Consider the following 12,481-nt stretch of genomic DNA (forward strand, 5'->3'; position numbering starts at 1 on the left):
TGAAACTTGCCGAACGTATTTATCTCGCGCAAGTCAATGCTTCAATTCTAAAATCTAAAATCTAAAATCTAAAATCGATTGACCCAACCATCCAACCGTTAGCAATAAATGGTAAGCTGTCGTGCATTTAAATTACATATTGTCTGTTCCCCCTTTTCCGTTCCCTGTTCCCTTTCACCAAATCCTCACACCCTATTTAAATGCTGAACAGCTTAAACCACTTAAAAGCGTCAATCAGTTCTACAACAAGCAAGTAGCTAGGTACAAAGGATTAATAAAAACTGGTACGTCACGTCGCCTTCAAAACATTGTCAGAACTCGCAATAACTTTAAAATCTTAAATCAAAAATTGGCAATCGGATGACGATCGCCCGTCCAGCTTTTAAAATGGACGGGTGATTAATCCTTTTTGACCAATGAATCATCCTATTAAATTCGGTACAGATGGCTGGCGCGGCATCATTGCTGACGATTTTACATTCGATCGCGTAGCGTTAGTCGCTCCCCTAGCGGCACAAGTTCTCGCACAAACCGGCAGTAGCGATCGCAGCAGCGGTACTGTAATTGTCGGTTACGACCGCCGATTTCTGGCTGAAGATTTTGCCCTCGCAGCGGCTAAGGCAGTCCAGAACGCAGGATTTGACGTGTTACTGAGCGAATCCTACGCCCCCACTCCAGCTTTTAGTTTAGCTGCCAAACAATTAAATGCTTTGGGTGCGATCGTCCTGACAGCCAGCCACAATCCCGGTGCATATTTAGGGTTAAAAGTCAAGGGCGGATTTGGCGGTTCAGTTTCGCCCGAAGTTACTCAACAGATAGAAGCAAAACTAGAAAATCCGGTGGCACTTTCAGCAACTCCCGGCAAATTGGAGAATTTCAATCCTTGGCCGGCTTACTGCAAAACCTTGCGGCAAATGGTAGATATTGAGGCAATTAAAGAAGCGATCGCCAGCGGCAAAATTACAGTATTTGTAGATGTAATGCACGGTGCCGCAGCAGGAGGACTAGCTCAAATTTTAGAAGTTCCGGTACATGAAGTCAACAGCGATCGAGATCCGCTGTTCGGCGGCGGTGCACCCGAACCTTTACCGCGCTACCTGTCGCAGTTATTTCGGGTGATGCGTACTCACCAGCGAAAAAGTTCTGGTTTGTCCATCGGATTTGTATTTGACGGAGATAGCGATCGAATTGCAGCCGTTGACTCTAGCGGCAACTTCCTCAGTTCACAAATCCTCGTTCCCATCTTAATCGAACATTTAGCAAAACGGCGCGGCTTGACCGGGGAAGTCATCAAAACAGTCAGCGGTTCAGACATAATTCCCAAAATTGCTAAGCTGTACGACTTGCCTTTATTTGAAACGCCGATCGGTTACAAGTATATAGCCGATCGAATGTTAACCACCCAAGTCTTAGTCGGCGGCGAAGAATCAGGAGGAATTGGCTACGGTACACACATCCCCGAACGAGATGCTTTACTGTCAGCGCTGTACTTGTTAGAAGCCGTTGTCAAATCCGGTGAAGACTTAAGCGAAATTTACAGCCGACTGCAACAAGAAACAAGCTTTACCTCAGCGTATGACAGAATCGACTTGCACCTAGCAAACATGGAAGAAAGGTCGCGTTTGCTGTCGCTGCTGCAAAATCAACCCTTAACAGAAATCGCCGGCAAAGCAGTTGTAGATTGCAACAAAGTTGACGGATATAAATTCCGCTTAGCTGACGGAAGTTGGCTGTTAATTCGGTTTAGCGGAACCGAACCCGTGTTGCGCCTGTATTCAGAAGCAGCTACATTGAAAGAAGTTATGCAAAACTTAAACTGGGCGAAAGCTTGGGCGCATAATTAATCGGACTTTTCCACCGCAGATAAACGCAGATGAACGCAGATGAACGCGGATGACACGATCTCAAATCTATCTTTCTCTGCGTCCTCTGCGGCCTCTGCGGTAAAAAAAAATCTTACTCACAATGAAATACTATTCCTATATCAGATGAATTTTAGGATAAAAACAAATGGCTTACAGCGATTTCAGTCTGGCGAGAGTCAAAAAAGATTTTGGATTAACCTTAAATGAAAGCCGCAATTTATTTGCCGACACAAAACCAGTTTCACCTTCAGAAATTTTAACCACAATCCTGATTGATTATGTACCGCTAGCAACTTTTATTTCCACAGAAAAAGCTCGATCAGAATTTTTGATTGCCCCGATATTAGCAGAAGTTAGGCGATTGTTAAACAAACGAGTTTCTCTTTTTTCCGGTAAGGATTTTACTGTAGATCCGGAAAGAGGCTTGCAAGGATTTTGCGACTATATTATTAGCGGTTCTTCAGAACAATTGTTCATCAGTGCTCCGGTTATAACAATTTTTGAGGCAAAAAAGGAAGATATCATTGGCGGTTTGGGTCAATGCGTGGCTGCAATGGTAGCGGCCCAATGTTTCAATCACAACCAAGACACTGAGGTCGATCGCATTTACGGGGCAGTGACGACGGGTACTAACTGGAAATTCTTGATTTTGGAGGAAACTATTGTTTATATCGATCCGATTGAATACTATATTAAAGAGGTTGATAAGATTTTGGGAATTTTGTTGCAACCATTTTCCCAATATGTTTGTTAATATGGATCGGTAAGTTTTAACAGAAATAATGACCGATCGCAAATTGCTAGTTGTAGCTACGGGCAATCCGGGTAAACTCAAGGAAATGCAAGTTTATCTTCAGGATTTGGGATGGGAATTGGAGCTCAAACCGGAAGAGTTGGAAATCGAGGAAACAGGCGAAACTTTTATTGCTAATGCTTGCTTGAAGGCGTCTGAAGTCGCAAAAGCAACAGGCAAATGGTCGATCGCGGATGATTCTGGTTTAATGGTAGATGCACTCGACGGTCAACCTGGGATTTACTCCGCGCGCTACGGGAAAACCGATGCTGACAGGATATCTCGACTTCTCAAAGAATTGGGAAGCGAACAAAACCGGGAAGCACAATTTGTTTGCGCGATCGCGATCGCGCGTCCCGACGGTACAATAGCCTTGCAAGTAGAAGGAATTTGCCGCGGCGAAATCCTCCACACTCCTAGCGGTACGGGAGGTTTCGGATATGACCCCATTTTCTACGTACCCGCACAGCAACAGACTTTTGCCGAAATGACACCGGATATCAAGCGATCGCACTCTCACCGCGGCCGAGCCTTCCACGCTCTTTTACCACAAATGGCGAACATTGTCAACCCCTAATGAAGAAAAAAGCCAAAACATGGGGTAACTGTGGCATTGGATATTGACACTTAGGTATCAAAAGTAAACAGGAAAGAGGTTTTTCGTTGGCAATGATTAGTTACCGATGACCAATTACCAATGCCCTGTTTGGCCAATGCCCAATGCCCCAGTATCTTAGATTGCCTCCAAGTTCTTTTCCCCAGTCCGAATCCGAATAATTTGTTCTACAGGAGAGATGAAAATCTTGCCGTCGCCAATCTCGCCCGTGCGGGAAGCCGCGATAATTTTATCAACCACCATGTCAACCTGATCGTTTTCCACAACAATCTCGACCTTGAGCTTTTGCAAGAACTCAACGGTGTACTCAGAACCGCGATAGCGTTCTGTCATGCCCTTCTGACGGCCAAAACCTCTAACTTCAGAAACAGTCATCCCCACAATACCAGCATTGACGAGTGCGATTTTCACTTCGTCTAGTTTAAAGGGGCGAATAATAGCTTCAACCTTTTTCAAGTTTCTCACTCCTAACAGTTAGTACCTTCGTTATATTACTTAAGCGGCGTGACATCTTTTAATATCACGGCCAACAGCAAGTATTTTGTCAAGTATATTACCCTATCTTGTACTCGCGATGAAATGCACGCCAACCTTTAACAATATTCTCGGATTTGCCGGGGGCGCGGGATCTCGGCTCCGGTCGATCGCGGTAGAGTTAAGAAGACTGCAGCAGCCGTCCCCCGCCGATCTGCTAAAACAGAAAAAGACCCCAGGAGACAGGAGTTTTCCGAGTTTCCGCTTTGCTATGTGAGATTTGCACGTATTGCTGAAAACTATAATTGCCAGAGGCGGTCAGTTAAACTATTCCTATGCACCCAGCTAGCCCTCCCCCTGACCGCAGCGGGCTTGATGCCCTACTGAGAAATCGCCCCTTCCTCGCCTTGTGGACGGGCCAGTTATTGGCCCAAGTGGCGGATAAAATCTTTTACGTATTGCTGATTATCCTCGTGAAAACTGGCGGTTATACACCTGGACAGAATCAGGAAAATTCTATGCTGTCAGCGGTGATGATTGCCTACACCGTGCCGGCGATCGTCTTTGGTTCGGCCGCCGGTATCGTCGTAGACCGCTTTTCTAAAAAGCAAATGCTGATTGCCTGCAACGTGATTCGAGCCGCGTTGATTGTAGCTTTGCCGTTTTTGCCCAAAGCTTTTGTCGTTTTGTTGACGATGACGTTTTTAATCTCTACCGTAACGCAATTTTTTGCTCCGGCAGAGCAGGCTGCAATCCCCCTGACCGTAGGGCGAGAGGGACTGATGTCAGCAAATGCGCTGTTCGCCTCGTCCACAATGGGCGGGATTATTGTCGGGATGACGATCGGCGAACCGCTGTTTAGTTGGGTCAAACACAGCTTCGGAACAGCTTCTCAAGAGTTTTTGCTCGGCGGGCTGTACCTGATATCTGCAGGTTTGATCTATACCATGCGGATCAAAGAAAGTCATGCCGGCAGCAGTGGCAAAAACGTCCATCCTTGGCAAGACCTCAAAGAAGGTTTGCGGTATTTGAAACACAATCACCTTGTCAGCAACGCGATGGTGCAGTTGACAATTTTGTATTCCGTGTTTGCGGCGCTTCAGGTGCTGGCGATCGCGCTTTCAGGCAAAATAGGTCTCAAAGAAACTCAATTTGGCTTTTTGCTGGCTGCAGCGGGAGTCGGAATGGTCTTCGGCGCAGCCTTTTTGGGACACTGGGGTCATCGAATGCACCACAAACCTCTGCCTTTAATCGGTTTCTTGATGATGGGTTTTGTATTAGCAATGTTTGCCTTTACTCGACTGTTATGGGTGGGATTCGGATTGAGCGCTCTGTTCGGTTTTGGGGCTTCCTTAATTAACGGCCCGATGCAAGCTCTGATTCAAGAAAAAACTCCAGAATCTATGCAGGGAAAAGTTTTTGGCTTGGAGAACAATGCGATTAATATTGCTCTGAGCTTGCCTTTAGCACTGACCGGCCCGCTGACGGATGCTGTCAGCCAAGCCGTCGGCTCGGATGACCTCGGCTTGCGGATCGTGTTGCTGGGTTTGGGCTTTTTGGTCTCGGTGATGGGCATGGCAGCTTGGAAACATACTCGCAAAGTCTTGCAGGATGTTCTGTAAACTTTGCAAAGAAGGAAGAAGCAAGAGGGCTTGGTTTTCGCGATCGATCCATAACATAGCAACCGCCCTGATGATTAGGACGTTCTTAATTGCTCAAACGATTAGTTTTTCTTGTCGAATGCCGAATCACCAAAAAACGAGCGAGAAGCCCCTGGCTTTAGACATGGGGAGGAAAGCGACTGCGACGACCGTCGCCGTGGAAGGATCGCAATTGGAGTCGCAATGATATGATAAGTGCAGCGACTAAGAATAACCATCTACGTGTTGAAACATTTTAGTTTCGGTGAGATTCCGGCACAGTAAGCCACTACTGCATTTGAGCAGTCAGCCTATTTAACTGACAAAAAATATCAAAATGTGGAGCGTACCTATCTGGCATAAGTGATGGACTCCGAAAGCCGAAAAAAGCCAAAAGTATACGCAAAGCTTGGATGCGTCCATGCTGAGTGGGTAGAGGCGCATTGATAGCGCCTTTGAAAGTCCCTTTGTGGTCTTATTCAAGAATCCCCCTGATTCATCAGTGGGGAGTATCAAGAATGCTATACAAGCGTCATATCACGGTAAATCGGCATAGAAACAGCGATTTCCTCTGTTTCTTTTGAGCCTCTACTGTTCCACCATTTCGCGATCGGACACCACCCGCTCGCCAAACTTTTTGTAAAATATCAGCAGTCAAATTTTCAGAGTTTGACTATTGAGATTAAAGTATAGCGGTTCTCAAGCGTGGTGAGGTATGCCCTATGCCCTATGCCCTATGCCCTATGCCCTATGCCCATGAGTACCTCATCTTTCTGAGAAAGGCTATAGTATTATAAAACATGATTAAGATTGTAAACATCAATAGACAATGCTAGTATCATATAGCCAGATGATTAATGCCGATGCTAACGGGTCTTATAATATTTTGAGAAAAGCAATCCCAAATGCGTTTAGCGATGGGATAGGGAGCTGCGTAGTTCAGCCGAGGCGGGTTAATCCGCTCAAAGTAAAAGCGAAAGGGGAGGGACTTCATGCCTCCCACGTCATGTAATAGATGACTATAGTTTTACAAGCTATAAAAGCTTTCATTAAAAAACATAATTAGTTTAAGGAAGGAAAATCTGTGCAACTAAAAACTAAAGTGACCATCAGACGTGCAACTGGTGGATTTGCTCTGATTGACAGCTTGATCCGCCACGGCGTAAAGCATATTTTTGGTTATCCCGGCGGCGCAATTCTGCCACTTTACGACGAACTCTACCGCGCTGAAGAAACGGGCGCTATCAAACATATTCTGGTGCGACACGAGCAAGGTGCTGCTCACGCGGCCGACGGATACGCCCGCGCTACCGGACAAGTTGGGGTTTGTTTTGCTACTTCGGGCCCTGGCGCAACTAATTTGGTAACGGGGATTGCGACGGCCCACATGGATTCGATCCCGATGGTTATTATTACCGGTCAGGTGCCCCGTCCGGCGATCGGCACTGATGCGTTTCAGGAAACAGATATTTACGGGATTACCCTGCCAATTGTCAAGCATTCTTATGTAGTGCGCGACCCGATAGATATGGCGCGAATTGTGGCTGAAGCTTTCCACATCGCGAGTACAGGGCGGCCGGGGCCGGTGTTGATTGACGTGCCCAAGGATGTGGGTTTAGAAGAATTTGACTATCTGCCCGTGGAACCCGGATCGGTGAGAATTCCGGGCTACCGGCCGACGGTGAAGGGAAATCCCCGGCAAATTAATCAAGCAATCTATTTGCTGAAGGAAGCAAAGCGTCCTTTGCTTTATGTGGGCGGCGGGGCGATCGCGGCGGGGGCCCACGAGGAAATTAAGGAACTGGCCGAACTTTTCCAATTGCCGGTGACGACAACCCTGATGGGCAAAGGTTCCTTTGACGAAAACCATCCTTTGTCTGTGAAAATGCTGGGGATGCACGGCACTGCTTACGCTAATTTTGCCGTTACCGAGTGCGATTTGCTGATTGCTGTCGGGGCGAGGTTTGACGATCGCGTGACGGGCAAATTAGACGAGTTTGCCGCGCGCGCTAAGGTGATTCACATCGATATCGATCCGGCGGAAGTGGGCAAAAATCGCGGCCCTGACGTGCCAATTGTGGGAGATGTCCGCCAAGTTTTGATCGATTTGCTGCGCCGCTGTCGGGAAACTGGAGTTTCGGGGAAGGCCGGACAGACTGCGGAATGGCTGCACAGGATCGATCAGTGGAAACAGGACTATCCGTTAGTTGTGCCTCATTACCCAGACATTTTGTCTCCGCAAGAGGTGATTTCCGAGTTGGCGACTCAAGCGCCGGATGCTTACTACACAACAGATGTCGGTCAACATCAAATGTGGTCGGCTCAATTCTTGAACAACGGGCCGCGCCGCTGGATTTCGAGCGCTGGTTTGGGCACGATGGGTTTCGGGGTGCCGGCTGCTATGGGCGCGAAAATGGCGCTGCCCGATGAGCAAGTGATTTGTATTGCTGGCGATGCTAGCGTGCAAATGAATATTCAAGAGCTGGGAACACTAACACAATACGGCATTAATGTCAAGATTGTGATTGTAAATAACGGCTGGCAAGGCATGGTGCGGCAGTGGCAGCAGGCCTTCTACGGGGAGCGTTATTCCTCGTCGAATATGACTGTGGGGATGCCGGATTTTGTGATGCTGGCTGAAGCTTATGGCGTGAAGGGGATGCTGGTTTCGCAACCGGAGGAACTCAAAGATGCGATCGCTCAAATGCTCGCTCACGAGGGCCCGGTGCTGATGAACGTCAAGGTGACGAGGGACGAAAACTGCTATCCGATGGTAGTTCCAGGTAAGAGCAACGCTCAAATGGTTGGTTTGCCCGAACGTAGCAAGTTGCAATCTGCGGAGTTGGTTTATTGTCCGAGTTGCGGCGCTAAGAATGTTTCGAGCAATAAGTTTTGTCCTGAGTGCGGGACAAAAGTTTAACGAGTTTTGAGTGGGGACTTAGGCAGTGCCTGTGAGTCTCAATTTAAGGTCAAACGTAGTCATAGACTGCTGTTGATCGCCGAGGCCAGATCCCCCCTAGCCAACCCCTACTCCCCTTAAGAAGGGGGGGACAAGAGTCCGATTAAAGTCAACCCCTACTCCCCTTTTTAAGGGGGATTTAGGGGGATCTGGCCTCGGATCAAAGCGAGAGATATCAAAGGTTTCAAACTTAAGTTGACACGATGAAAGGCAATGGGATGTCCTTACCAGGCTCTGCTGTTCCACATTTAACACCATGTCCGCTGGCATCGCATCCAGAGCTTTAATCTCTAATCTCTAAGCATCTTTTATGAGCCAGTGTCTCAACCCGGATTGCCTATTCCAAAACCAGTCTGGCTATACAAAATTCTGTCAAAAATGCGGCAATAAACTGCTATTGGGCGATCGCTACGGAGCCCAAAAAATTATTGGACAAGGGGGATTTGGGCGCACTTTTCTAGCTATTGACGAGTATAAACCCTCAAAACCTCCCTGCGTTATTAAACAATTTTACCCCCAATTTCAAGGCACTTCTAGTATCCAGAAAGCTACTGAGTTATTTGAGCTTGAAGCAGTACGCTTAGAACAGTTAGGGAAACATCCTCAAATTCCAGAATTATTAGCATATTTTAGTCAAGATGGACGCCAGTATTTAGTCCAAGAGTTCATCGACGGTGAAAATTTAGCTCAAGCATTAAAATCTCAGAGATATTTTACTGAAACGCAGATACGCAACTTGCTTAAGAATTTACTGCCAGTATTTGAGTTTATTCACTCTCGCCAAGTCATTCACCGAGATATCAAGCCCGACAATATTATTCTCAGACAAGATGGGCAACTGGTTTTAGTTGACTTTGGTGCGGCGAAATATGCGACAAAAACGGCTTTAGCAGTAACGGGAACGCGGATCGGGACGGCTGGATATACCGCACCCGAACAAGCCAACGGCAAAGCCGTTCATGCTAGTGATATTTATAGTCTGGGTGTAAGTTGTCTGTGTCTGTTAACTGATGTTGAGCCAATAGATTTATTCGATGATAGCGAGTTTGAGTGGGTGTGGCGAGAACACTTAAAAACATCTGTCAGTTCGGAACTGGGTCAGATTTTAGATAAAATGATACAACCTGCTATTAAAAAACGTTATCAATCTGCTACTGAAGTTTTGCAGGATATTGGTACTCGATTACCTCAATTATCAGCTCAAACACCTCCACCAGCAACGCCACCAGACTCGCTTAAATCAGCGCAGGGTGTTGACTATACTCGTCTCCGGGATTTATTAGCAGCAGGAAAGTGGAAAGAGGCGGATCAGGAAACAATAAAGGTAATGCTGAAAGCTGCGAGACGGGAGAAGGAAGATTATTTTGATACTGACTCAATTGATAATTTTCCTTGCGATGATTTACGGACGATCGACCAATTGTGGGTAAAATACAGTCAGGATCGTTTCGGCTTTAGTGTCCAGAAAAAAATCTGGTTAGAAATAGGCGGTAAAGTTGATTATGACACTGAATGCAAGCTAGGCGATCGTGTCGGTTGGAGAAAAGGAGGCAGTTGGTTGGACACAAAAAACCTAACTTATAATAAACAAGCACCTGTGGGCCACCTCCCTAGGCAACTGTGCGGATGGTGGGGTGGGTTCCGGGGTTTGGGTGTGAAGTGGCGTTATGGTTCTTCTCTCGCATCAAGAGCTGTAAGGTGTAATTTATAGGAATTTCAGCCTTTTTTCAAGTCTTTTTTATCGAATCTTTTTTTACGAAATTATCGATTTTAGTCATTTCATTACGTGCTAATTGGATGGGTTTCACAAAGACACGACTACACGACTTACCCACTAAGGCCAAAGAAACCGGGTTTTTGGCCTAATCTGTGGGTGACAACGAAAGATTTTCGTAAAAAAACCCGGTTTCTGACCACCCGTGGGTATCAACTAATGCGTTATGCCATTGTGATTGAAAAAACACCGAATAACTATTCAGCTTACGCGCCCGATTTGCCCGGATGTGCAGCCACAGGCGCAACCCTTGCAGAAATACAGCAGCAAATTAAAGAAGCGATCGAATTTCACTTAGAAGGATTGCGAGAGGAAGGTTTACCGATTCCCGAACCAACTACGCTTTGTGAATATGTCGAAGCGCGATAATCTCAGAAACCCGGTTTCTTGCTGACACACCCTACAACAACTGTCAACTGCTATAAATGAATCTTTATTTGGGAATAGATTTCGGCACCACGGGCGCTCGATCGACTGTCATAGACTCCCAGGGTACAGTACATTGTGAGACAGAATATACTTTTGCCAACAACGGCAAACAACAGCCTGAATTGCCCTCGGTGTGGCAAAATGCGCTGTGGGATTCGATCGAGCAAATTCCCCCAGCAATCCGCAATCAGGTAAGGGCGATCGCCCTTGACGGCACATCCTCCACTGTCATGCTGTGCGATACCGAGGGTATACCAGTATGCGAACCGATTTTATACAATGATGCGCGCGGTGCAGCGGTGACAGAGAGGTTGCGGGCGATCGCGCCGGATAACCACACAGTATTGAGCGCTACATCGAGTCTGGCAAAACTCCTGTGGTGGCAGGAGGGCGGGCACGGCTGGTGGCAGGAGGGCGGGCACGGCTGGTGGCAGGAGGGCGGGCACGGGGGCACCGCCCCTACGGTTTTCCTGCATCAAGCTGACTGGCTGGCATTTCTGCTACACGGGAAATTAGGAATTAGCGACTATCACAATGCTTTGAAACTCGGTTTCGATGTTGATACTTTGTGCTATCCGAATTGGCTGATAGAGGGAATTGCGGGCGCTGCAACTCCTGAATTGCCACAAGTTGTCGCACCGGGCACGCCTGTGGGGGAAGTGAGAGCTCAAGTGGGCGATCGCTTCGGTTTTCCCCGCGATTGTATGATTTGTGCTGGCACAACCGATAGCATTGCAGCATTTTTAGCAAGCGGTGTCAATTCTCCGGGGGAAGCAGTAACTTCTCTCGGTTCTACACTAGCAGTCAAACTGTTAAGTCATACCCGCGTAGATGATTCTAGATACGGGATTTACAGTCATCGTTTCCCCCCCTTTTGTAGGGGCGGTGCCCCCGTGCCCGCCCTGGCAGGGGATTTGTGGTTAGTTGGAGGTGCTTCTAATACCGGAGGTGCGGTGCTGCGACACTTTTTTACTGATACTGAGTTGGATAATTATAGCACAGAAATTGATCCAGAACAAGAGAGTTTGCTGGATTATTACCCATTGTTGAAAAAGGGCGATCGCTTTCCGATTAATGACCCGAATTTGCCGCCCCGACTCGAACCGCGTCCCACTGATTCTGTGGAATTTCTGCACGGTTTGCTAGAAAGCATAGCGCGGATTGAAGCGCGGGGATATCAATTATTGCAAGAATTGGGTGCAACTCCTTTGACAAAAGTTTATACTGCTGGCGGCGGGGCAAAAAATTCGGTTTGGAGTGCGATTAGAAAGCGTTATTTGAAAGTGCCTGTTGAAACGCCGATTCATACTGCGGCTGCTTATGGGACGGCGTTATTGGCGAAGCATGGAAGTCAATAGATTTTAGATTTGAGATTTGAGATTTGAAGAAAGCGACTTCACGGATAGGTTAAACTTTTTCTATCAGGACTTACGCATGGCGATTGTCGATGCCTCAGAAGCAACTATCCGAGAAATCAAAATGGATTGGAATTTGCCATGATATCAATTCCGGCTGCGCCGGAATGATATAGAGGACACGGCAGTGCCGTTTCCCTACAATTGATCTGGGTAGGGAAACGGCACTGCCGTGTCCTGATTTCCGGTAAGATTAATTCCGATACAACCGGAATTTGCCATGAATCAACAACCTAGAATCCCCGACGCTGAAACCAGAAAGCGACACGTTGAAAAGATGCGTGAAGTCTGCCAACAGTTGGACGCTTTGACTCTCAACCTGGATGAATTAATCGCTATATTTGAAGCTGACAACCGCCGCCAACGTCGAGAACGTTTGGCGGGTAAATACAGGCGTGTGGAATCTCAGGTAGTCGAATAAGATATGAGATGTTGCATCATTGTTAATAAGTCTTTTATGAACAGGCTTTTCGGCCTGTTCCACAAAGAGTGAATTTTCTTGTGGAACAGGCATCT

The 12,481-nt window shown here is 47.1% G+C and carries 11 protein-coding genes and 1 pseudogene; 11 read left to right on the forward strand and 1 reads right to left on the reverse strand.

Features of this window, described 5'->3' with window-relative positions; all coding sequences use genetic code 11:
* The first annotated feature begins 416 nt into the window (after positions 1–416).
* From QUB16_RS22045 to rdgB, 3 genes are all read left to right on the forward strand, one after another.
* Entirely contained in the window at positions 417–1,844 is a 1,428-nt protein-coding gene (locus QUB16_RS22045; protein WP_333319391.1) for a phosphoglucomutase/phosphomannomutase family protein, read from the forward strand.
* A gap of 166 nt (positions 1,845–2,010) precedes the next feature.
* On the forward strand, positions 2,011–2,619 hold the full coding sequence (locus QUB16_RS22050) for a hypothetical protein (RefSeq protein ID WP_333319393.1): 609 nt from the start codon (positions 2,011–2,013) through the stop codon (positions 2,617–2,619).
* A 28-nt stretch (positions 2,620–2,647) separates the two neighbouring features.
* Positions 2,648–3,235, forward strand: a complete 588-nt coding sequence (rdgB, locus tag QUB16_RS22055) for an RdgB/HAM1 family non-canonical purine NTP pyrophosphatase (protein ID WP_333319395.1) — start codon at positions 2,648–2,650, stop codon at positions 3,233–3,235.
* A 156-nt stretch (positions 3,236–3,391) separates the two neighbouring features.
* Here rdgB and QUB16_RS22060 read toward each other — a convergent pair whose 3' ends face one another.
* On the reverse strand, positions 3,392–3,730 hold the full coding sequence (locus QUB16_RS22060) for a P-II family nitrogen regulator (protein WP_006633346.1): 339 nt from the start codon (positions 3,728–3,730) through the stop codon (positions 3,392–3,394).
* 353 nt (positions 3,731–4,083) lie between these two features.
* Here QUB16_RS22060 and QUB16_RS22065 point away from each other — a divergent pair, with 353 nt between their 5' ends.
* The 8 genes and pseudogenes from QUB16_RS22065 (at position 4,084) to QUB16_RS22100 (ending at position 12,386) form a co-directional block, all read left to right on the forward strand.
* Entirely contained in the window at positions 4,084–5,370 is a 1,287-nt protein-coding gene (locus QUB16_RS22065) for an MFS transporter (protein ID WP_333319397.1), read from the forward strand.
* 856 nt (positions 5,371–6,226) lie between these two features.
* Positions 6,227–6,400 (forward strand): annotated as a pseudogene (locus QUB16_RS22070) (RNA-guided endonuclease TnpB family protein); the annotation flags it as partial.
* 72 nt (positions 6,401–6,472) lie between these two features.
* Positions 6,473–8,308, forward strand: coding sequence for a biosynthetic-type acetolactate synthase large subunit (gene ilvB / locus QUB16_RS22075; RefSeq protein WP_333319399.1), 1,836 nt, complete (start codon positions 6,473–6,475; stop codon positions 8,306–8,308).
* A 349-nt stretch (positions 8,309–8,657) separates the two neighbouring features.
* Complete coding sequence (locus QUB16_RS22080; protein WP_333319402.1) at positions 8,658–10,058, forward strand: serine/threonine-protein kinase; 1,401 nt, start codon at positions 8,658–8,660, stop codon at positions 10,056–10,058.
* 222 nt (positions 10,059–10,280) lie between these two features.
* Positions 10,281–10,490 carry a type II toxin-antitoxin system HicB family antitoxin gene (locus QUB16_RS22085; protein ID WP_265234576.1) on the forward strand — a complete coding sequence of 70 codons (210 nt, stop codon included), beginning with the start codon at positions 10,281–10,283 and terminating at the stop codon, positions 10,488–10,490.
* Positions 10,491–10,546: 56 nt separating this feature from the next.
* Positions 10,547–11,908: an FGGY-family carbohydrate kinase gene (locus QUB16_RS22090; RefSeq protein WP_333319404.1), complete on the forward strand. Its 1,362-nt coding sequence runs from the start codon at positions 10,547–10,549 to the stop codon at positions 11,906–11,908.
* 16 nt (positions 11,909–11,924) lie between these two features.
* Entirely contained in the window at positions 11,925–12,050 is a 126-nt protein-coding gene (locus QUB16_RS22095) for a hypothetical protein (protein ID WP_333319406.1), read from the forward strand.
* Positions 12,051–12,185: 135 nt separating this feature from the next.
* Entirely contained in the window at positions 12,186–12,386 is a 201-nt protein-coding gene (locus tag QUB16_RS22100) for a hypothetical protein (RefSeq protein ID WP_015174854.1), read from the forward strand.
* The last annotated feature ends 95 nt before the right edge of the window (positions 12,387–12,481 follow it).

This window comes from Microcoleus sp. D3_18a_C4, from assembly GCF_036702415.1.
In the GTDB taxonomy this organism is placed as follows: domain Bacteria; phylum Cyanobacteriota; class Cyanobacteriia; order Cyanobacteriales; family Microcoleaceae; genus Microcoleus.